This is a genomic window from Paraburkholderia sp. BR10937 (assembly GCF_040965695.1).
In the GTDB taxonomy this organism is placed as follows: domain Bacteria; phylum Pseudomonadota; class Gammaproteobacteria; order Burkholderiales; family Burkholderiaceae; genus Paraburkholderia.
In genome coordinates this window covers 12,234-33,956 of record NZ_JBFRCL010000019.1, presented here as the reverse complement: position 1 = coordinate 33,956, position 21,723 = coordinate 12,234, and the positions used below count along the sequence as shown (strand labels likewise).

Annotated in this window: 19 protein-coding genes; 9 read left to right on the top strand and 10 right to left on the bottom strand. The window is 67.4% G+C overall.

All coding sequences use genetic code 11. The features are described from left to right. Nucleotides 1–83: 83 nt before the first annotated feature. From AB4Y44_RS17350 to AB4Y44_RS17330, 5 genes are all read left to right on the top strand, one after another. Nucleotides 84–548, top strand: a complete 465-nt coding sequence (locus AB4Y44_RS17350; protein WP_368700346.1) for a hypothetical protein — start codon at nucleotides 84–86, stop codon at nucleotides 546–548. Between the two features lie 120 nt (nucleotides 549–668). Then, complete coding sequence (locus AB4Y44_RS17345; protein WP_368700345.1) at nucleotides 669–1,649, top strand: alpha/beta hydrolase; 981 nt, start codon at nucleotides 669–671, stop codon at nucleotides 1,647–1,649. A 154-nt stretch (nucleotides 1,650–1,803) separates the two neighbouring features. Beyond that, nucleotides 1,804–2,784, top strand: a complete 981-nt coding sequence (locus AB4Y44_RS17340) for a hypothetical protein (protein WP_368700344.1) — start codon at nucleotides 1,804–1,806, stop codon at nucleotides 2,782–2,784. A gap of 77 nt (nucleotides 2,785–2,861) precedes the next feature. Further along, a complete protein-coding gene (locus AB4Y44_RS17335; protein WP_368700343.1) occupies nucleotides 2,862–3,545 on the top strand; it encodes a TetR/AcrR family transcriptional regulator in 684 nt (227 codons plus the stop codon). Further along, a complete protein-coding gene (locus AB4Y44_RS17330) occupies nucleotides 3,542–4,789 on the top strand; it encodes a glycosyltransferase (RefSeq protein ID WP_368700342.1) in 1,248 nt (415 codons plus the stop codon). The genes AB4Y44_RS17335 and AB4Y44_RS17330 overlap by 4 nt, the downstream gene beginning before the upstream one ends. 2 nt (nucleotides 4,790–4,791) lie before the next feature. Here AB4Y44_RS17330 and ubiM read toward each other — a convergent pair whose 3' ends face one another. From ubiM to AB4Y44_RS17315, 3 genes are all read right to left on the bottom strand, one after another. Beyond that, the gene (gene ubiM, locus AB4Y44_RS17325) at nucleotides 4,792–5,988 is read right to left on the bottom strand and encodes a 5-demethoxyubiquinol-8 5-hydroxylase UbiM (protein ID WP_368700341.1); all 1,197 of its coding nucleotides are present in this window, start codon (nucleotides 5,986–5,988) and stop codon (nucleotides 4,792–4,794) included. A gap of 23 nt (nucleotides 5,989–6,011) precedes the next feature. Then, nucleotides 6,012–6,452 (bottom strand): hemerythrin domain-containing protein, encoded by a 441-nt coding sequence (locus AB4Y44_RS17320; protein WP_368700340.1) that lies wholly within the window; start codon nucleotides 6,450–6,452, stop codon nucleotides 6,012–6,014. A gap of 275 nt (nucleotides 6,453–6,727) precedes the next feature. Beyond that, the gene (locus AB4Y44_RS17315) at nucleotides 6,728–6,937 is read right to left on the bottom strand and encodes a hypothetical protein (RefSeq protein ID WP_035514678.1); all 210 of its coding nucleotides are present in this window, start codon (nucleotides 6,935–6,937) and stop codon (nucleotides 6,728–6,730) included. 220 nt (nucleotides 6,938–7,157) lie between these two features. Between AB4Y44_RS17315 and AB4Y44_RS17310 the strand changes: the two genes are divergently transcribed. From AB4Y44_RS17310 to AB4Y44_RS17300, 3 genes are all read left to right on the top strand, one after another. After that, nucleotides 7,158–8,201, top strand: coding sequence for a D-cysteine desulfhydrase family protein (locus AB4Y44_RS17310; protein WP_368700339.1), 1,044 nt, complete (start codon nucleotides 7,158–7,160; stop codon nucleotides 8,199–8,201). 54 nt (nucleotides 8,202–8,255) lie between these two features. After that, nucleotides 8,256–8,642, top strand: a complete 387-nt coding sequence (locus AB4Y44_RS17305) for an SgcJ/EcaC family oxidoreductase (RefSeq protein WP_342922718.1) — start codon at nucleotides 8,256–8,258, stop codon at nucleotides 8,640–8,642. A 246-nt stretch (nucleotides 8,643–8,888) separates the two neighbouring features. After that, a complete protein-coding gene (locus AB4Y44_RS17300; RefSeq protein WP_368700338.1) occupies nucleotides 8,889–9,743 on the top strand; it encodes an alpha/beta fold hydrolase in 855 nt (284 codons plus the stop codon). Nucleotides 9,744–9,747: 4 nt separating this feature from the next. Here AB4Y44_RS17300 and AB4Y44_RS17295 read toward each other — a convergent pair whose 3' ends face one another. The 7 genes from AB4Y44_RS17295 to AB4Y44_RS17265 form a co-directional block, all read right to left on the bottom strand. Next, entirely contained in the window at nucleotides 9,748–11,226 is a 1,479-nt protein-coding gene (locus AB4Y44_RS17295) for a cytochrome P450 (protein ID WP_368700337.1), read from the bottom strand. Nucleotides 11,227–11,250: 24 nt separating this feature from the next. After that, the gene (locus AB4Y44_RS17290; protein WP_368700336.1) at nucleotides 11,251–11,961 is read right to left on the bottom strand and encodes a YceH family protein; all 711 of its coding nucleotides are present in this window, start codon (nucleotides 11,959–11,961) and stop codon (nucleotides 11,251–11,253) included. Between the two features lie 84 nt (nucleotides 11,962–12,045). After that, nucleotides 12,046–14,841 carry an Hsp70 family protein gene (locus tag AB4Y44_RS17285; protein WP_368700335.1) on the bottom strand — a complete coding sequence of 932 codons (2,796 nt, stop codon included), beginning with the start codon at nucleotides 14,839–14,841 and terminating at the stop codon, nucleotides 12,046–12,048. 5 nt (nucleotides 14,842–14,846) lie between these two features. Beyond that, complete coding sequence (locus AB4Y44_RS17280) at nucleotides 14,847–16,691, bottom strand: Hsp70 family protein (RefSeq protein ID WP_368700334.1); 1,845 nt, start codon at nucleotides 16,689–16,691, stop codon at nucleotides 14,847–14,849. Further along, entirely contained in the window at nucleotides 16,688–17,278 is a 591-nt protein-coding gene (locus AB4Y44_RS17275; protein WP_368700333.1) for a DUF2760 domain-containing protein, read from the bottom strand. The genes AB4Y44_RS17280 and AB4Y44_RS17275 overlap by 4 nt, the downstream gene beginning before the upstream one ends. Before the next feature lie 380 nt (nucleotides 17,279–17,658). Further along, entirely contained in the window at nucleotides 17,659–18,168 is a 510-nt protein-coding gene (locus AB4Y44_RS17270; RefSeq protein WP_368700332.1) for a DUF1269 domain-containing protein, read from the bottom strand. 138 nt (nucleotides 18,169–18,306) lie between these two features. Further along, the gene (locus AB4Y44_RS17265) at nucleotides 18,307–20,226 is read right to left on the bottom strand and encodes a potassium transporter Kup (RefSeq protein ID WP_368700331.1); all 1,920 of its coding nucleotides are present in this window, start codon (nucleotides 20,224–20,226) and stop codon (nucleotides 18,307–18,309) included. A gap of 249 nt (nucleotides 20,227–20,475) precedes the next feature. Between AB4Y44_RS17265 and AB4Y44_RS17260 the strand changes: the two genes are divergently transcribed. Further along, the gene (locus AB4Y44_RS17260; RefSeq protein ID WP_368700330.1) at nucleotides 20,476–21,585 is read left to right on the top strand and encodes a purine nucleoside permease; all 1,110 of its coding nucleotides are present in this window, start codon (nucleotides 20,476–20,478) and stop codon (nucleotides 21,583–21,585) included. Nucleotides 21,586–21,723 lie beyond the last annotated feature (138 nt).

Here is a 21,723-nt window from a genome sequence, read left to right as displayed (position 1 = left end):
GAATTTTTCTGCGTTATTCGTGAGTCGTTTCAGCGCTGGACCTGCGATTATTGTAGACATAAGAAAGTCGAAAGGAGTCGACCATGCAAATCGGGGCGGCGACACAGTTCGCCAACGGCAGCGCCAACACGAACACGCTCCGCGCGGGCGCGGCTTCAGACCAGGCAGAACAGGAAGACGCGCAGTCGGGCGACGTGTCGACGACCGTCGCGCCGTCCACATCGCAGGACGATGCCGTGCAGATTTCGCCGCAAGGCTATGCGGCCGCATCGACCAACGATACCGCGGACAGCGACGACGCTGCGGCCGACGCGAGCGATGCTGCCGGCACGAACGACACGAGCGATACCAGCGATGCCACCGACACGAGCGACGCATCCGGCGCGACAGCGACGTCGACCAACGCGCAGCCCATGAAATCGCTCGTTTATGGCGCGCTGGGGCTCGAGCGTCCCGACGCGCCAGCCGACCCGAACCACACCTATACGCTTGGGCGCTGGATCGCGGCAGGCATTACGCTCGGCGGCATCATTTCGCTGTTCATCTGAGCGGCACGGCGCCGCAATCCGGCGCGCATAATGTTTCGGAGACCAGATGATATGGGTGGCAAGTCGGCTATCATCACTGCCGGCAAGTCCATCAACCCATAACGTACACGAGGTCCGCCCGTGGCTCTCAGCGCCGTTGCCGCTTCGCAAGCCGTTCCGCTCGCCGCCATCGCTGGCGCGGCCATCGCGCTCGTCAAGGGCGGCCCGAGGCAGCCCGAGCCGCTCGAATCGATCAACGCGCCGTTCAAGGAGGTCGACCTTTCCGACCTTCCTGCGTTGCGCCGTTATATGGCGCGAGACGGTGCATCGCTCGCCTGGCGTGCCTACCTGCCGCAAGCGGGCGCGCCGCACGCGTGTGTCGTGCTCATCCACGGATCCTCGGCAAGCAGCGCGAGCCTCCACCCGCTCGCGCGCCAGTTCGCCGCCGCGGGCTACGCGGCCTGCGTGCCCGATATACGCGGTCACGGCGAATCGGGACGCAAGGGCACGATCGCCTACATCGGCCAGCTGGAAGACGACCTCGAAGATCTGCTCGCCGCACTGCCGGGCGAACTGGCCGCACTGCCCAGAACGCTGATCGGTTTTTCGTCGGGCGGCGGCTTTGCGCTGCGCTTCGCAGGCGACGCACGTCAGCGCCTGTTCGGGCGTTACGTGCTGCTCGCACCCTTCCTGCACCATAAGGCGCGCACCGCGCGCAATGAAGTCGGCGGCTGGGCGTCGGTCGGCATACCGCGCCTCATCGTCATCGTCATGCTCAACGGTCTGCGCATCCGCGTCTTCAATCATCTGCCGACGATCGCCTATGCGCTCGCGCCCGAGGTCCGCGACGAGCTCACGCCGCAGTATTCGTTCAACTTGATGCAGAATTTCCGCCCGCACGACGACTACCGCGCGGACATACGCGGCGCGCGGCAGCCGCTGCACGTGCTGGCCGGCGCCGACGACGAGGTTTTTCACGCGCGTGAGTACGCGGCGGCGTTCGAGGAAGCGGGCGCACACGTGCCGGTCACGATCGTGCCCGGCGTGGGGCACATCGGCTTGACGCTGGATGCCACTGCAATCGGCACGATCATCGGCAGCGTGAAGCCATCAGGCGCATAAGGCAGGCGCCGCTCGCCGGCGCGTCGACTGTCCAGATCCGCCAGACTGGCGGAATCCGCCGATTGATCTTCGCGGCGAACTGGCCCATATTTAAATAAGTGCAGGCACCGGTTTTGCGGCAATTCGTCAATCGAAGCGAAAGCGCGCTCCTCCCATGCTCAACGCCCCTGGTCACGACGATTACGATCCGTCGGAGTGCCCCTACTGCGGGACCAGGTTCAATGCGCCGCTCGCACTCTGCCCCCAATGCGGAGCGAATCAAGTCGCCGCGGCCGCCCGCATCGCAGCCGCGAGCGCAGGCCTGCCGGACGAACGCGCGCGCGGGGTAGCCGAGCGCCTGCGCGCGAACCTGGCGCTTGGCGCCAATCGGCCCTACGACGGCGAGTACCCTTCGATCGACGAGGAACACGTCGCCGAGCGCAAGCGGCTACCGCGCTATGCCTGGGCAGGTCTCGGCGCGCTCGCGATCGCGCTCACCGGCTATGCGTTCGTGCATCGCAGCGAATGGGAGCCGAAGCTCGGCGCACAGGTGATCGTGGGGTCCGTGAGCGGGTTGAAGGGCACACAAGGCACGCAGGGCAATCGCACTAGTGGCACCGTCACCGCGCTGACTAACCGGCCGGCCACCGTCCTGCCGCGCGCCAACGCGACGCAGCGCCGCGTCGCCCAGGCGAATGCGCCGGCCGTCTCACACCCGGCCGCCCCGCCGCGCTATGCAAGCGCGCATCCCGAGGTCGCGAGCAATCTCGCCAGCGCGCGTCTGAATCTCGACAAGAACAACCTCTGGCCCGCACGCAGGGCGCTCACGAGTGCGCTCGCCGTCGAGCCCGGCAACGCCGAAGCGCAGCAGATGCAGGCCGACCTCGTCACGCGCGAGCAGCAGCGCGACGCATTGATCGGCGAAGCGCGGCAATGCGCGCACGAGCGCCAATGGGCTTGCGTGCGCCAAGACGCGGAGCATGCGGTGGAAGTCGACGCATCGAGCCGCGAAGCGAGGCACCTGCTCACGCTCGCCAGCACCGAGCGCCGGCCGGGCGCCACCAAGCGCAATGGCCGCACGTGGCCATGGGAAAGCCAGTATGCGCAGGCAGGCGACAGCCGCTCGCGTCAGGATTCCCTCTTCTGGCATCACTGATCCACCCCTCGGGCAGTACTTGCAGACGATTTGTGAACGGTGAATAATATTAGACGTCGTTCAATATTTCCGTCCACATGTCCACGCCCACGCCCGCTTTGCCAGGCCGCCGCGACCGCAAACGACTGCAGACCCTGGAACATCTCGCGCGCACCGCCGCCGCGCTGTTCGAAGCTCACGGTTACGAACCGGTGACCATGGAGCAAATCGCCGCCGCAGCGGACGTGGCCAAGGGCACGCTGTACAACCATTTCCCGGTGAAAGAGGCGGTACTCGCGCATTGGCTGCATCTCGAACTGGCGGCGAATCTCGCGACGCTGCACGCCCGGCTCGAACACACACCGGGCTTCGCCGCGGGCGCGCGGCTCGTGCTCGATCATTGCGCGAGCTGGTGCGAGGCGCACCCGGACTACCTCGCGCCTTACCTGCGGTTTCGCTTCCTCGGCATCGGCACGGAGCCTTCGCCGTCGCGGGACAGCGAGCAGCTCAGCGACATCGCCGATACCTTTGGTTGGCTCGTCCGGCGCGCGCAAGCGCAAGGCGAACTGCGCGACGATCTCGACGCGGCGCGGCTTGCGCTTGCGTTCCACCACCTCTACCTCGGCGCCATGCTGCGCTGGCTCGCCGAACCGCGCCTGAAACTGCGCAAGGAGTTTGCCGCTGCGGTCGATTTGTTCCTGCATGGCGTGGCCCTGCCCATGCAGGCGGCCCGGCAAGCGCCCCGAAAAGCCGTGCCGAAATCGAGGAAAAAGGCCCCATGAAGCTGCTGATCGCGACCTACGGTACCGAGGGCGATGTGCGCCCGTTCGCCGCGCTGTGCCGCGGCTTGATGGACGCCGGGCACGAAGCGCGCGTGCTCGCCGACGCCGCCACGCTTGGCAGCGCCCATGCGCTCGGCGTGCCGGCCACGGCGCTGGCCGGCGACATTCGCGGCATGCTGCGCCCGGACCACGCGATCGCGGGCGTCGTCGCCAAGGGCGGCGGCTTCAACGAGACCGCACGCGCGCTCGCGAAGATCGCCAACGAAAATGCGCAGTCGTGGATGCGCACCATCGTCGAGGCAGGCGAGGGTTGCGATGCGATTCTGGTTGCCGGGCTGGCCGCGTTCGTGGCGCTTTCCGCAGCGGAGTATCTGGGCGCGAAAGGCATCGGCTCGGGCATGATCCCGCTCACGCCGACGGCGGCCTTCCCCTCGCCGTTCTTGCCGCCCAGGTGGGTGCCGCGCGTGCTCAACCGCGCCAGCCATGGTCTCGTGAACGGCCTGCTCTGGAAGGCGTTCCGCGACAGGACCAACGCCGCGCGCGCGATGTTCGGCCTGCCGCCGCGCAAGACGGTATGGAAGGACCATCCGATGGTGTATGGCGTGTCGCCAAACCTGTTGGGCGCGCCCGCCGACTGGCCTGCCAACGCCCATCTTTGCGGACAGTGGCTGGCGCCGAGTCCGGCATGGACGCCGCCGGTCGCGCTGGCGCGCTTTCTCGCTGCGGGAGACGCGCCCATCTATATCGGCTTTGGCAGCATGACGGGCTTCGACAATGCGCGGCTGCTCGATGCCCTGATCGAAGCGATGCAGGGCCGGCGCGCACTCTTTTACCCGGGCTGGAGCGGCATCGATCCGAAGGTGCTACCCGAAAACTTTTTCGTCGTCGGCGATACGCCGCACGACTGGCTGCTCCCGCGTACCGCTGCCGTCATTCACCACGGCGGCTCCGGTACTTCGCACTCCGCAGCACGCGCCGGGGTGCCTTCCATTGTTACGCCGTTTGCGGGCGACCAGTTCTTCTGGGCGGAGCGCCTGCGCCAGGCGGGCGTCGCCCCGCCGGCGGTCGACGGACGCCGGCCCAATGCCCGAGCGTTCGCGAGCGCACTCGACTTTGTCGCCAGCGAAACGATGCGAAGCCGCGCCCGCGCACTAGGCGAAACGATGCGGGCGGAGAACGGTGTGGCGAACGCGGTGGCCGCCCTCGAGCGCATCGTTGCGGTCGACGTGCGCGAGGGCGCCTGAAGTCAGCCGGTCAGTGAAGCTGCGATGGCCTTCCTGAACGGCATCAGTTTCGAAGCCGCGCGCAGCATGAAGTCGCGCGCCAGTTTCGCGGGCGCGCTGTTGTTCGTGTAGACGTCGGTGATGAACCGGGTCGCGAGATAAAGCGGTTTGGTCGCGCGGCGGTGCTGGGTTTCATAGCGCTGCAAAACCGGGGCAGCCCCGATATCGAAGCCGCTCTTGTGCGCTTCGATGATTCGGTTACCTAAGGTTTCCACGCCGAGCAGCCCGAAATTGAAACCATGCGCGGTCACCGGATGCATGCCGACTGCGGCGTCGCCCACGGCCGCGAAGCGTTTGCCGACGAAACGCTCCGGATAAACGGCCACGAGCGGATACACATGCCGCGTACTCGCCAGCTTCATCGCGCCCAGCCTGTGCATGAAGCGATCCTCGATATGCCGCGCGAATGCGTCGGGCGCAAGCGCCGCGATCTGGCTGACCTGGCCCACGGGCAGCGTGAGCACGACGGACGACTGATGCGCGTTCGTCGAGCGCTCCGCGTTCATGGGCAGCAACGCGAGCGTCTGACCGTAGCCGAACCATTCCCACGCGGCGTGCTCGTGAGGCGCTTCGTGCGTCATGCGGCAAACCAGCATCGCTTTGCCGAAATCGTGCATGTTGGCAGCAATGCCCATCATCTTGCGCGTGGACGAGAAGCGGCTGTCCGCCGCGACGATCAACTTCGCCGAGAGCGTTTCGCCGCTCTCCAATGTCACGCTCGCCTGATCCTCACCGGCGTTCACCGCGCTGACCTGTTGCGCCGCCAGCAGCGTCACGTCGCCATGCTCCGCCGTGCTTTGCCGCAGCGCCTCGTACGCGGCCTTACGAATCAGGTGATTGGAAACGAGCCAGCCCAGCTCCGTGTGGCCGCTCAGGTCGTGTCCGATCTCGAGCGCCCCCGGCGAGAGACCATTGAACACCCTTGCGCTGCGAAGCGGGGCTCGCGCGTGCGGGTCGATGAGATCCCAAAGCCCGAACCTGCGCATCGCGCGCACCGACTTCTGGGTCAACGCGATCTCGCGCCCGTCGAACTGCGGCTCGTTGATGTCGGCGAGGCGCTGCTGCTCGACGACGACGATCTTGAGGCCAACACCACTGAGCGAGCGCGCGAGACACAGCCCCACCGGCCCGGCGCCCACGATTACGATATCTGCTTGCATGAATCGAACGATTGGAATGTGACTCAGACGGCCTGATCGGCCTGATCGATCTTCGCGATGCCGCGTTCGCGCAGGGCTTCGACCATGAGCGCGTCCATCGACTTCACGTGCCAGGCGAACCATTCGCGCAGTTCGCCCACCAGTTGCCGCCCCGTGTCGAAGCGCCCCTCGTCGGCAACTTGCCTGCGCACCTCGCCTGCCACGTTCAGGACGTGCCGATGCTGGCCCGCATGGCAATGGCGCGGACCGAAGTTCATTTCCGCCATCCACGCTTCTTCCTGCGCGAAATGCTGCTTCGTATGCGCCGCCCACGCGTCGAACGCGCCGAGCCAGGTTTCGTCGCTCGCGCGCGCGAGCGCGTCGAGCAGCGCGACGAACCCGGCATGCATCGTATCGGTCATGGGTTCGCCCAGCTGCAGATCGGGCGCAAGTGTCGGCGAGGGGCGCGGCGCGGGTGAGGTCATGAGGGGAAGTGACGGCGTACACGAACGGTCTGAAAAGCCCTCTCGGGCAATTTTTCAAGATACCGAGGCATATGAGAATGCGCGCTGATTTTTAGCAAACGTCGCACGATTGGTCACTGAGGCCGATGGACGCGGCCTGGGCGCATGCAGAAGAAGCGATCAGACGAAAAGAAACATCGATGCCGGCGCAGCGCGGGGGGCGCGGACCGCAAACGTGGAAGGATGCGAGGAAAGGTGCCGCAGACGCGAAAACACGCAGCCGCGCGGCGCGCGGCTCAAACCAGTTCGGCGAGATTGACGAGGGCGCGGTCGCCGTCGGATTGTGCTTCGTTTTCGGCGCGGAACGTCTTCTCGCTGTACGCGATGACCTTGAACCCGCCGCCTGCCGAACGCTCTATGGTGATACCCCAATGCCAGCCGCCTTCCTGTTCGAATACGTGCAGCCTCGGACTCGATGGTTGGCTCGGCGATTGAAAAATATTCATTTAAAGCCTCCCGTGGTGGGAATATCGTCTCGGACGATTGCCTGGATAAGAATCAGTTTAAAAACCTCCTTGCTGCGACGCAATACGGAATTACGTGGACCTGAGAACCCTGAGGCGTTGCGCATTATTCGAGAATTACCCTGGTTATTATTCGACGCTCGGCAAACATAAATGCCGCCAGCTACGTTCCCATTCCAGACTGCCAGACAGCGAGAGCCCGATGACTACCGTAACGAATGCCACGACGCATGCCACGTCCCCGTATCAGCTCGATCTTTCGCGGCATGCTCGCCGCGCGCTGCTGGAAGGACCCACGCCGATCCAGCCATTGCCGCGGCTAAGCCACGAACTTGGGGGCGTGAATGTCTATGTCAAGCGCGACGATCTCACTGGCCTCGGCGGCGGCGGCAACAAGCTGCGCAAGCTGGAGTTCCTGGTGGGCGAAGCGCTGGCTGCGGGCGCGGACACCATCGTCACCGTGGGCGCGCGCCAGTCGAACCATGCGCGCTTGACGGCAGCTGCGGCGGCGCAAGCGGGCCTGCAGTGCGAACTCGTGCTCACGCGGGCCGTGCCGCGCGACGACTTCGAGTATCTGGAGAACGGCAACATCCTGCTCGACGACCTGCTCGGCGCACGCGTGCACGACCTGCCCGGCACGGCCAATGCCCTGGAGTTCGCCGAGGCGCGCGCCGACGAGCTGCGCGCCCAGGGCCGCAAGGTCTATGTGTGCCCGCTGGGCGGGTCGAGCCCGGTGGGATGTCTGGGGTACGCGGCGTGCGCCGCCGAAATCATGACGCAGGCCCATGCACAGGGCTTGCGCTTCGCGCGCATCGTCGTGCCCAACGGCAGCGGCGGCATGCACGCGGGGCTCGCCGCCGGCTTCGCGGCGCTGGGCCTCGACCCGGGCCTCGTGCTTGCGTACACCGTGCTGGCGAAGGCCGGGCAGGCCCACGCCGCCACGCTCGAAAAGGCCGGCAAGACGCTCGAACTGATCGATCCGGCGCGGCGCATCGAGGGCCGCTCGATCGTGATCGACGAAGCCCAGCTCGGCGACGGCTACGGCATTCCAACCGATGCGATGCGTGAGGCCGTGCGGCTCGTCGCTTCGAAAGAAGGCCTGCTGATCGACCCCGTGTACGGCGGCAAGGCGTTCGCCGGTCTCGTGCAAGCCGCACGATCGGGAGGCTTCGCGCGCGGCGAGAACGTCCTCTTCGTCATGACCGGCGGCTTGCCGGGCCTGTTCGCGTATCGCAGTGCGTTTTGAGGCGCCGCGCGGCACATTCCAGAACCGTTGAAATGAAACACGAGGGAGTCCACGATGACCGATGACGAACGCGCCATTCGCGAGATGGTGCAAACCTGGATGGAAGCCAGCCGCGCCGGCGACACCGCCAAAGTGCTGAGCCTGATGACCGACGACGTGGTGTTCACCGTGCCCGGCCAGGAGCCGTTCGGCAAGGCCGAGTTCGCCGCGGCTTCGCAAGCGCAGCAGGACATGCGCATAGAAGGCACGGCCGAGATCGTGGAACTGCAGGTTCTGGGCAATTGGGCCTTTCTACGCAATCGCATCGACATTTCCGTTAAGCCGCCGGGCGCGGCCCAGCCCATGCGGCGTGCGGGCTACACGCTCACGCTGGTGCGCAAGGATGCGAGCGGACGCTGGCTGCTCGCACGCGACGCCAATCTGGTCGCGCCGAAGACGTAAATCCTCCGCCGCGAACGCGGCCGGCGCCGCGACAACCCACGATTCAGCCGCCGCGCCCCAGGCCGCCAGCGGCGTGGGCGCGCCCGCTTGCTTTCACCACTGAAAGAGAACAGCCCCGCGCGACGGGCCTCGCCGCGTTACGCCCCTTTTTCGAATCAGAAATCCTTATCGATTCCTTCAGTTTATTGAGTTTCCCTTAATCGTTCGGTTGCGGCAAAGTGACGCTCATACGCTCGGAGCCACTCCTTGAACCAACGCATCGACCCCTCCCTACTTGCTGCGCCCGACCTGTCGTACGCGACGTTGCACTCGGGCATTGCCCTGCCGTTCCTCGAGCGCGGCGATGGCGAGCCGCTGCTGTTCGTCCACGGATCGCTCTGCGATTACCGCTACTGGATGCCGCAGCTCAACGGGCTGTCGGAGCATTTCCGCTGCATCGCGCCGAGCCTGAGCCACTACTGGCCCGCGGCCGACGCCTGCATCCAGGGCGATTTCGGCTGGGAGAGCCACGTCACCGAGCTGGCCGATTTCATCGCCGCGCTCGGTCTCGAATCGGTGCACCTCGTAGGCCATTCGCGTGGCGGCTGTGTGGCGTGGCATCTGGCGCGCCGCTATCCGCGCCTCGTGCGCACGCTGGTGCTCGCCGACCCGGGCGGCCCGCTCTCTCGCGTGGACGACGACGAAGCCGCGCTGCCTCCGGCGACCAACGCGCTGCGCACGCGCGCGGCCGACCTCATCCATGCCGGCGAAGTCGAAGCGGGGCTCGAGTTGTTCGTCGACTCCGTGAGCGTGCCGGGCGCCTGGAAGAAGGGTTCGGCGGCGTTTCGCCAGATGGCCATCGCCAACGCCACGACGCTGCCCAAGCAGCTGCAGGACCCGCTGCCGCCTTACGCGCCGCGCGCCGCCGGCGAGATCAAGTGTCGCACGCTGCTGATCGACGGCCAGCGCAGCCCGCTCATGTTCCGCAACAACGTCGAAGCGCTGGACGAGTGGATCGAATTCGCGCGACGCGTCACGATCAAGGGCGCCACGCACGGCATGAACGGCACGCATCCCGACCTCTTCAACACCCACGTCCATACCTTCATCACGCAAGGTTGACACTTCAGTCACGGCCCGGTTGATTCGTTTGTGATCCAGGCGACTCAACCGTTGGCCGCCATTCCAACCGCACCGGCATGCGGTTCGGCACCATCGCGAAGGCCGTGATTTCCTCGATCGTCGTGGGATCGACGGCCAGCGTCACCTTGAAGCGGTTCATCAGCGTGGAAAGCACGAGGCGCATTTCCACGGCCGCCAGATGCCGCCCCGGACACGCGCGCGGCCCCGCGCCAAACTGCACCCACGCGCGCGGATCGTGCACGCGCGCGGCAGGCGCGCAAGCCGCGTTGCCGCGCAGCCAGCGCTCCGGATCGAAGCGCCCGGGCTGCGAGTAGTGGCGCGCGTCGAGCATGGGCGGGCGCGTGAGGAAGAACATCTTCGAGCCGGCGGGCAACGCGACGTCGCCCACCTGCACAGGCTCGACGGGCTCGAACGCCATGATCGCGGCCACCGGACGAAAGCGCAGCGTTTCGCTGCAGACGGCTTCGAACAGGTCGAGGTCCTTCACGAGGCCGTAGTCCGGACACACCGCGTGTGCACCCAGCACCGCGTGCGCTTCGCTGGCGAGGCGCTGCTGCAGCGGTTCGTCGGCGCAGAGATAGTAGAGCGACCACGCCAGCGCGTTGGCCGTAGTGTCCTCGCCCGCCAGCAGCAGCGTGAGCACGTTGGCGGCGATGATGTCGTCGGTCACGTCGGAGCCCGGCGCATCGCGCAGCGCGAGCATTGCTTCTAGCAAATGGCGCGGCGCATCGGACGGCTCGTCGCGCATGCGCTCGCGCGAGCGCGCCATCATGCCGCGTATCGTGCGATGCACTTCGGCGAGCGCCCGGTCCGTGCGGCGGTCGCGCGGCAAACGCACATAGCGCCAGTACGGGAACGGCGCGTTCACGCGATGCATGAGCGTCGGGAAGATCTGCGCGAGCTGCTCCTGAATGACGCCGCGCTCCTGCTCGAGCGTGCGCGGGTCCTCGCCGAAGGCGAGCGCGCTCGTCACATCGACCGTGTAACGCTTGAGGTCGTCGGTCATCTCGACCACCTCGCCGCGCTCGGCCGCGCATTGCCAGCGGTCGTGCAGACGCGCCGTGATCGCCTGCAGCGTGGGATAGAACGCCCGGATGTGCGGGATGGAAAGCGCCTGCATGACGAGCCGGCGCTGCGGCTCCCACGCCGCGCCTTCAGCGGAAAACACGCCGTTGCAGCCAATTTCGGCGAGCACGGGTTCGAGCGACGCGTAACGCCGGTAGCGATGCGGACGCTCTCGCAATACGCTTTGGCTCAGCTCCGCGTCGCTCCAGACCGTGACCGGCATGCCGCAGATCTGGAAGCGATACGGCGTGCCGAGTTCCTGGGCCCACTGTTCGAGCACGCGATGCAGTTTGGGCGCATTCAGCTGATGCAGATTGCCGATGAACGCCAAGCCGCGCGGGCATGGCAGGTCGCGCACCTGGCGCAGGCGCTGGGTGGAGGATGCGGTGGCGTCCATGGCGCGACGGCGGGGTGGCGATGCTCAGTCGAGCGACATGCCCAGTTCGGCTGCCATGCGCGCGACGAGCGTTTGCAGGCGTGCGACTTCGTCGGCGAGACGCTGCTGTTCGGCGCGCACCGCCTCGAAATCCGCGAGCGAAACATTCTCGCCGGCCTCCTCGCGCGCCCCGGGCGCGATGGCCCCCGCGGCAACGAAACTCGCCGTGTTGACCTCGCCGCACAGCAGATGCATCCAGCGGCTTTCGCGCTCGCCCGGCGCGCGCGGCAGCTTCACGACGAGCGGCGGCTCGCGTTCGGCCAGCTCTTCGAGGAAGCCTTCGACCGACGAGACATCGGCGAATCCGTGCAGGCGCGACGAGTTCAGGCGCAATTCCGCCGCCGTCTGCGCGCCGCGCAGCAGCAGCACGGTGAGCAGCGCCACGGCTTGGCTCGGCACGCCGAGCACACGGTTCAGGTTGTGCTCGAAGCGCGGCACGCGGCTGCTGCTGCCTTCGAACACGAGGCTCAGCAGCTTGAGGTCTTCGATGGCGGCCAGCACTTCGGCTTCGCTCACGTTCATGACCGGCGTGCGCGCGGTCTTCTGGTTGCAGCCGAGCGTGAGCGCGTTGAGCGAGAGCGGATAGGTGTCGGGCACCGTGTGCTGCTTTTCGACCAGCACGCCGACGATACGCGCCTCGATCGGCGAGAGTGCGCGCAAGGCGCGCGGCGAGGAAGCATCGGCAGGAGAATTCATGGGCAGATCGGTCCGCTGTGTTTCAGTTGGAATCAGGCGTTCGATCATACGCGCGCCAGGCTTCCTGCAGAAGTCACCTGCCGTTCAGCCCGCGATCAGCTTGAGCCCCGCCGGCAGCGCCTCGCCGAACACCCGGCCCGTGTCCGCCGTGTCGAGCGCGACGACTTCGCGCACCATCGTGACCCACCCAGGCGGCGCGTTCGCCGACTCCATGCGGCGCACCACGGTCTCGCGCAACTCGGGGGGCAGGTCGCGCGAACGGTCGCCCGTCATGCGCGCGATTTGCGCGGCGGCGAACATCGCCGGTTCGATCTTCTTCCAGTCGAGCGCGAGAATCGCGTCGAGCCAGAGCGCGGCGGTTTGCGGCGGCACCACGCCGTGCGCGCTGCCGTAGAACGGCTGGCGCGCGCCGATGCGGCCCACGGCCCACCACGTCTGATGATTCTCGGAAGGCTTCTGGAGCCGCTGCAACAGCCGCTCGCCGATCTCGATCTTGCGCTCGGCCGCAATCTGTTCGAGCGACGCATAGAGCCGGATCATGTCCGGCACGCCCAGCTTCGCGGCGTCGAAGGGCAGCTTGTGGCGCTTCGAGCCGGCCGCCTCTTCGAGGTACGTCATCGCCGCCAGCACCTCGTCCTGCTGCGCCTCGTTCAGGCCGCCTGCCGCGCGCCGCCAGAGCGTCCACCACTCCGACCACACCTGGCCTTCGCCCACGAACTGGATGCCGTCGTCGAAGAGCGACCAGAGCTGCTCGACGCGCCATTCGTCCAGCGGATAGCCGAACCCCGGACGCAGGCAGAAGCCGGCGAGGTTCAGCCACAGGCGTTCGTGATCGGCGGAGCGCCGGCGCTTGCCCGCGCGTTCCCAGAGCGCGCCGAACAGCTCGCGCAGGAGCGGGCCGTCCCAGTTCTGGCGCGGCCCGAGCCGCTCTTCGAGATGCCCGCGCAAGCGTTTCACTTCCTTCGCGTCGACCTTGGCGGAGCGCGCGCCGAACACGCGCTCGATCGCCTCGATCGCTTCGTCGAGGCCCGCATGGCGCGACTCGCCACTTGCCGCGCCCACACCGCCCTCGTGCTCCGCGCGGCGCAGCGCGAATTCGAGCAGCCAGCGCTGCGAGGCGTCGTCGGTGGCGATGCAGTGCATCTCCAGCGTGCCGACCTCGGTGAGCGCGGTCGTGAGCTTGACGGGGCGCTCGCGCGCCGTCTTCGCATCGCCGCCTGCGGGCACCACGGTCGCGAGCGGCGGCAGGCGCACGAAGTCGCCCGCCGCGAGGTCGGCCAGTTCGCCGGGTTGCCACGCGGTGTCGGCCACCGTCGATGCGAGGTGGAACTGCACCGGCTGGCCCAGCTGCAACGCGAACGTGCGGTCGTCCAGATGCAGCTCGTGGCCCTCCTCCGTGCCGCGCGGCAGGACGCACACGCCGCGCGGCGCGGCATCGGCTGCCGCGCCTTCGTCGAGCACGAGAAAGTAGCTGCGCGGCGAGCCGCCGCCGATACGCGGCGCGTTGCCCGCGCGCGCGAGCGCATAGGCGACCGCGCCGCGCGCGACGGCCACGTCGGGCTGATCGTTCTGCAGTACGTTGAGCGGCACGCCGCGCCACGTGCCGAGCGTATCGGCCAGACGCTGCGCGAGCGAGCGGGCGCGGAACACGCCGCCGTTGAGCAGCAGCGCGTCGGGCATGGGCAGCGCGGTTTCCGGTTCAACGGCCGCGCCCGAAGAACCCAGCGCCTCGCGCGCCTGCGCCGCGAAGCGCTGCAAGAATGCCGCGATATGGCGCGTGATGGCCGGATCGGCGGCATAGGGCAAGCCGAACTCGACGATCGCCGCACGCGAGCGGCGCGGCTGGTCGCTGGCCGTGCCCATGGGGAAGAAACCGTCCACCACGATCTGCGCGACTTCCTCGCGGCCGAGCTGCGTGGTGCGCGCGCCGCCCACGAGCCGCGCGCCCGCGCCGAGCAGCGTGATCGGCACGGACTCGGGCGCGCTCGCATCGAGCAACTGCTCTTTCGCGACGCGGCAGCGCTCCACGAGCTGCGAAAGGCTCGCCGCGCTCAGGCGCGTTTGCGCGTTCGCGAGCCGGCTTTCGGCCAGATGCGCGAGCGCGAGATCCATGTTGTCGCCGCCGAGCATCAGATGATTGCCCACGCCAATGCGCGTGAGCTGCGGCTCGCCGCCCTCGAACTGCACCTTGATGAGCGTGAGGTCGGTCGTGCCGCCGCCCACGTCGCACACGAGCACGAGGCGCGACGCGCCCAGCTCCGCGTCGAGCGTCGCGCGATGGTGATACAGCCAGTCGTAGAACGCGGCCTGCGGTTCTTCGAGCAGGCGCAGCGCGGGCAATTTCGCCATGCGCGCCGCTTCGAGCGTGAGCGCGCGCGCGCCGTCGTCGAACGAGGCGGGCACGGTAAGCACCACGTCCTGATCTTCGAGCGGCGCGTGCGGGAAACGATGGTTCCATGCGGCGCGCACGTGCGCGAGATAGCTCGCGCTCGCGGTCACTGGCGAAACCTTGGCGACGTCGTCGGGCGCGCCCCACGGCAGGATCGGCGCGAGGCGGTCCACTGCCGCATGCGAGAGCCAGCTTTTCGCGCTCGCTACGAGCCGGCCGGGCACCTGCGCGCCGAGCGTGCGCGCGAGTCGGCCGATGACGGCGTCGTCACCGGGCGTCGGCGCGCGCCACGGCAAGCGCAGATCGCCTGCCGCAAGCTCGCCCGCCGCCGGGTGATAACGCGCGGAAGGCAGCATCTTTTCCGCGCCCACTTCGCCGAGGCCGGTGAGCTGCTCGACGTCGAACACGCGGACGGCGTCGCCGCCTGCCTCCACGTACGCCACGACGGTATTGCTCGTCCCCAGGTCGATGCCGACGACGTATGGCTTCATCGGGCTCAGTCGCCTGCTCCGCCACGCACGTCGAACTCGACCTTCCAGCGCTCGTTCGTGCCGCTCGGCATGGCTTCGAGCTCGAGCGTGCCCGCCTCCGTCACGCGCGCGTGCAGCTTCACGGGCACGACTTCGCCGGGCGTGCGGCCTTCGGTCGGCAGCGTGGCCTGGATTTCCTCCAGTTCCTGCAGCTCTTCGGGCGACCAGTAGTCGAGCATCGTGCCGACCTGATCCAGGCGCCGCACCGACGAGCCGAAGAAACGGAAGTGCACCGGCTCGCCCACGACGAGGCCGAACTCCTGCGGCGGCAGCGCCGCCTCCGTGCCCTCTTCCATGCCGAACGGCGCGACGCAGAGCGCCGACACGGGCGGCTCGAGCCCCGGCACCGCCGGCATCGCCGATTCGACGGCCACGTAGTACGCGCGCGCCGTGCCGCCGCGAATGCGCACGCCCTTGCCGCGCTTCACGTAGCCGTAATAGGCCGCGCCGCGTGCCACCGCGAGGTCGAGATCGGCGCCGCCGAGCAGGCGTGCGGGCGCCGCGCCCTCGGCCGCGAGCCAGCCGTCGAGGATATCGAGCACGCGTTGCGAGAGCAGCGCCGACTTGAACACGCCGCCGTTGAAAAGCACCGCCGTGGGATGGAGGAAGGTCGCGCCTGGGGGCGGCGCGCCAAAGCCTTCGAGTTCCGCGAGCGCCTGCACCTGGCGGCCGAGGAAGGCCGCGAGATGGCGCGTGACGCCCGCGTCCTGCGCATACGGCAGGCCAAGCTGCGTGAGGCCCACGCGCGTACGCACGGCGGGGCGCGCGGCGGCGTCCACCTGCGGGAAGAAGCCTTCGAGAATGATCTGCGTGAGTTCGGCGCGCGTGAGTTCCGTGCGGATCGAACCGCCGATCAGCTTCGAGCCGCGGCTCGGCACGACGATCGGCACCGTATCGACAGAGGCGTCGCTGAGCAGCGTTTCCTTGGCCGACCGGCACGCATAGGTCAGCGCGCGCAGCTGCCACGGATCGGCCTGCGTGCCCTGGGTCGCGAGCTTGCGCGCAACCACGTGCGCGAGCGCGAGGTCCATGTTGTCGCCGCCGAGCAGAATGTGCTCGCCCACGGCCACGCGGTGCAGTTCGAGATTGCCTTCGCGCTCGACCACGGCGATCAGCGAAAGGTCGGTCGTGCCGCCGCCCACGTCCACGACGAGGATGATGTCGCCGACCTTCACGTCCTTGCGCCACGCGCCGCCACAGGTCTGGATCCAGCTATAGAGGGCCGCCTGCGGCGCTTCCAGCTGGGTCATGTTGGCGTAGGCCGCCGCCTGCGCGGCCTCGGCCGTCAGCTCGCGCGCGGCCGGGTCGAACGAGGCCGGAATCGTGACGGTGATCTCCTGCTCGCCGAACGGCGCCTCGGGGTGCGCGTGGTCCCAGGCCTCGCGCAGGTGCGCGAGATAGCGCACCGAGCTTTCGAGCGGCGACACGCGCGCGACTTCGGGCGGCGCGTCGTTGGGCAGAATGGCCGCGCGGCGATCCACGCCGGGGTGGCACAACCAGCTCTTCGCGCTCGACACGAGGCGGATCGGCGTGCCCGCGCCACGGCTGCGCGCAAGCTCGCCGACGGCGTACTCGCGCGTGGTCGTCCACGGCAGCGTGAGGTCGCCCGGCGTCAGCTCGCCTTCATGCGGCAAATAGAGAAACGAGGGCAGCAGGTCGGGCGATTCCAGCGTGCCCGGCGCCGTCAGCTGGGTCACGTTGAGCACGCCCTGCTGGGTCTTTTCGCCATCGCTGGCGCTGAGGTCGACGTAGGACAGCGCGCAATGCGTCGTGCCCAGGTCGACGCCAATCGAATAACGCGGATCGCTCACAGCTCCACCTCCGCCGGCGCGATGATGCGCGCGTCGTGCGTCTTGACGAGTTGCGGCAGCTTGACCTCCTCGACGCGCCAGCCGCGATGCGTGAGGCTGCCGCTGAACGGCGCCTCGCCCACCACGTTGCCGGTGAGGCGTACGGCGGCGGCGTCGAAGCCGGCCGGCAGCGTCACGCGCGAGCCTTCGGACTCGCTGCGCACCGGGCGGATCGAGAAGTGGTCGCGCAGCGTGGCGCGGCAGCCTTCGTGGACGATGCGGGCGGCGGCGCCGATATCCGCATCGGCATAGCCGGCAATGTCTTCCTCGACGAAATCGACGAAGCGCGCGTTGCGTTGAAGCAGGCCGAGCAGCTGGAGCGCGGCGTCGGGCGTGGCTTCCTTGATGACGGTGGGCGCAGATGCGGGCGCAGGTGCCGGCTTCGCGACCGGCGCCGCGGCGGGCGCGGGCGCAGCGGCGGCGGGTGCAAGCCCGCCTTCACGCAGACGGCGCACGTTGGCGGCGAGCTCGCCGTCGCCGAGGATCGCGAAAAACGATCCCAGCGCGACCGAAAGGCGGCCGAAGAAAGACAGATTCGATTCGGGCATGTAGACGACTCCAATATCGCTTGAGGGCTCGCAGACAAGGCGAGCCGACCTGCCGGGCTCGCAGCGAGGCCCGATCGATGCCTGGAAGGAGGCGGCCGGCAGGGGAAACTCGAGCCCGGCATGGGCTCAAAACCCGTATTTTGCCTTGTCGCGGGCGCAAGCCGGTCAAAATGCGGATTTGGCGAGGGATTGGCGGGCCCGGCGGCGGGCGCGGGGCGTTGTCGGGCGCGGCCGAGCCTCGGCGGTTAGCGGTTGAGCGCTGCGGCCCTAAAAAGGCATACCAAGGCAGTTGAAATGGGGAGCGAATTCGACGACAGGCGGCGTGGCAAACGCTCAAGGCCTGCGCCGCCGCCGTGATTCGCCATCAAGCCCCGGCGCGTTCAGGGGAAGATGGGCGTCGTCGCTTCCGCGCCTTCCACGTCGGCGCGCGGCACATGCTGCGCGATGTTCGCCTCGATCTCCGCTTCGCGCGAGCCGGGGACATCGGCCATGACCAGCAACTGGCCGTCCTCGATCGGCCCGTTAAAGCGCGTGAGCCGCGTGTTCGGTTCGTCCACGCCGATCATGCCGGCCACCCACGCGCCGAATATCGCGCCCGCGAGGGTCAGTGCGACGACCACGCCGCCCGTGATATCGAAGTTCTCAGGCGGAAACATCAGCGCGACGAGACCGACGATCGCGCCGGTCGCCGCGCCGAACATCACGCCGCGCTCCAGTGCATGCACGACGTCGCTGCGCTGCAGCAGCGAGGCCTCTGGCAAGCGTTCGAGCCCCACGCTGTGATTGGCGAGCACATGGATATGACGCCACGTGATGCGCGCGCGCAGCAGATCGTCGACGATCGCCTGCGCCGTGGTGGTGTCGGGAGCGAGGAAATAGAGGCGTCTCATGATGCCCTCCTTCCGTCATGCGGCGAGCCGCTTGCAACCGGCCCGCTGCCGCATGACTACGATGCGATTCCGATCATCCTACGCCTGAGTTCCCGTCAGCGCGACAGCTGGCAAGAGCTTGCGCCACAACCGGGACGCCTAGATCTCGACGCGCGCTCCGACCTCGATCACACGATTGGCCGGTAGCTTGAAGAACGCGGCGATATTCCCGACGTTGTGCAGCATCACCGCGAACAGACGTTCACGCCAGAGCGACATGCCGTGGCCGCGCTTCGGCACCACCACGGCGCGGCTGAGGAACCACGACGTCTCGTCGAGATCGAACGTCAGATCCGCAGACTTGTAGGCGGCGAGCGTGCAAGGCAAGTCCACCTCGTCCTTGAATCCGTAATTGACGGCGACGCAGTAGCAGCCCGGGCAGAGCAGTTCGACCATCACGCGCTCGCTCTCGGCCACCCATGGCACGCTCTTCGTCTTCACGCTCAGGAATACTACGCGTTCGTGCAGCACCCGGTTGTGCCGCAGGTTGTTGACGAGCGCGTGCGGTACGGCGTCGGCGTTCGGCGTGAGGAAGATCGCCGTGCCGCCCACGCGCACCGGCGAGCTCTCTAGCAGCGTCGTGAGATAGGGCTTGAGGGGCTTCTTCCCGGCGCGCACGCGCGCTTCGGCCGCCATCATTTCCCAGCCCTTGCCCCATGTCGCCATGACCGTGAACATCAGTGCGCCGATCACGAGCGGGAACCAGCCGCCATCCACGATCTTGAGCAGGTTGGCCGAGAAGAACATGGCATCGATCACGAAAAAGAACGCCGTGGCGAACACGCACAGCAGCCAGTTGTAGTGCCACGCGTAACGCACGACGAAGAACGTGAGGAACGTCGTGATGAGCATCGTGCCGGTCACGGCGATGCCGTAAGCGGAGCCGAGCGCCGTCGACGAACGGAAGCCCACCACCGCCGCGACCACGGCGACGAGCAGGATCCAGTTGATGCCGGGCACGTAGATCTGCCCGATTTCGCGCTCCGAGGTATGCACGATATTCATGCGCGGCAGGAAGGAGAGCTGCATGGCCTGCATCGCCATGGAATACGTGCCCGAAATCACGGCCTGCGAGGCGATGACGGTGGCGACGGTCGCAAGCACGATCATCGGCACGATGGACCATTGCGGGAAGAGCCGGTAGAACGGGTTCTGCACGGCGCCCGGGTTGGCCAGCAGCAGCGCGCCCTGCCCGAGGTAGTTGAGTGCGAGCGCGGGAAACACCATGCCGAACCACGTCAGGCGAATAGGCCGCTTGCCGAAGTGGCCCATGTCGGCATAGAGCGCTTCGGCGCCCGTAAGCGAGAGCACGACCGCACCCAGCGCGACGAAGGCGAGCCAGCGGTGATGCAGGCAAAACGCGATGCCCTCGCGCGGATCGAGCGCGAACAGCACGGCCGGCGCGGAGGCGATGTTGGCCACGCCCGCCACGGCGATCACGACGAACCACAGCACCATCACCGGACCGAACACGGCGCCGATGCCGCCCGTGCCGTGCTTTTGCGTGACGAACAGCACGATGAGCGCCGTAAGCGTCACCGGAATCACATAGGTTTTGAGGGCAGGCTCGGCCACTTCGAGACCTTCCACGGCGCTCAGCACCGAGATGGCCGGCGTAATCACGCTGTCACCGAAGAAGAGCGCCGCGCCCATCACGCCGATCACGAGCAGCGCGGCACGCAGATGCGGCCGCGACGCCACCGAGGAAGCCGCGAGCGCGAGCAACGCCATGATGCCGCCCTCGCCGTGATTGTTCGCGCGCAGGATGAGCGCGACGTACTTGAGCGAGACGACGATCATGAGCGACCAGAAGATCAGCGAGACGATACCTACGATATTGAAAGCATTGACCGCAAGGCCGTTGCTGGGATCGAACACCGTGGCGAGCGTGTAGAGCGGGCTCGTGCCGATGTCCCCGTAGACCACGCCGAGCGCGGCCAGCGCGAGCGCGGGAAGCGCCGGGCGATGCGGGCCGGAGTCGCCAAGGTGCCCGTGCGCCGCGGATGCGGATTGTCCCATGTCTCCCTCCTGGTGCTGCCGCATGCGGGCCGGGGGGCCGCGCGGCCTTGTCGCTTCGTGTTGGCGAGGCTGCCTCGTTGGGCGCATTAGTCGAAGTATAGGAACTTGGCGCGAAAATGCGCCTGGCGTGGCACGCGACGGCAACAGCGCCGTGCCTTCGCAAAACTGTCATAGTCGAACGTATTTTTCTGAACATTCGCCCGATCAATCATGCCGCCTGTTCCGCGTACAAGGACATGGAGTTGCACAATGCGAACCCGCCTCACGTTCCTCTGCGCCGCGCTGGCGCTCGCTGCCTGCGCGACGCAGCCCCATTCAGCGCAACAGGACGCCGGAACGCTTTCTGCGCAACCCGCGGCCTTCGCGCAAGCGGGCGCCGCCGCACAAGGACGTCCGGTGAAAGTCATGATCGTGACGATGTTCGCGCCTGAAGCGAAGACGTGGCTCGAGCGCCTCGGTCCCTGGGAGTCCGTGACAATTGCGGGCCTCGCGCCCGACTACCCCAAAGTGCAATGCAATGCCGACGACGTCTGCGTGATGACGACCGGCATGGGCCACGCGAACGCCGCCGCCTCGACCATGGCTCTCGCCTTCGCGCCGCAATTCGACCTGCGCAAGACCTACTTTCTGATCGCAGGCATCGCGGGTGTGAACCCCGGGCATGGCACGATTGGCTCGGCGGCCTGGTCGGACTGGCTCGTCGATTTCGGCCTGCAGTGGGAGATCGACAGCGATGGCCGCCCGCGCGGCTGGCGCACCGGCTATCTCGGCATCAATACGAAAAACCCCAGCGACAAGCCCGCGCTCGACTACCACACCGAAGTGTTCCGCCTGAATCCGAGGCTCACCTCTGCCGCCTGGGCGATCTCGCGCGACGTGAAGCTCGCCGATAGCCCGCAGGCCCAGGCCGCGCGCGCGAAATATGCTTACGCTCCCGCCAACCGGCCGCCCACGGTGATCCGCTGCGATTCGGTCGCCGACGATACCTGGTGGTCGGGCAAGGCGCTCGGCGCGAGGGCGAGCGAGTTCACGCGCCAACTGACCGGCGGGCAAGGCGTGTACTGCATGACGCAGCAGGAGGACAACGCCACGTTCGAAGCACTCAGCCGCGCGGCGCGTGCGCAGCGCGTGGACCTCGATCGCGTGGCCGTGCTGCGCGCGGGCTCGGACTTCGATCGTCCGTATGCGGGCGAATCGAACGCGGCGAATCTGCTGAATTATGCGGGCCAGGGTGGCTTCGCGCCCGCATTGGAGAACCTCTATCGCGCGGGTCGCCCGCTCGTGCAGACCATCGTCTCGCACTGGAGCGAATGGCAGAACGGCATTCCTGAAAATGCGTCTGCAGCATCGCCTCGCTAGCCGCATCACACCCTGTCCCCGCTTTGTCCAGATGCGGCGAAGCATCCTTGTGAGGAATACAGACGATCGGTGCGTGCCGCTACCCGGCATGCATCGCCAATTCGCAAAGCAATTACAGCGCACGATCGTTCATACGCA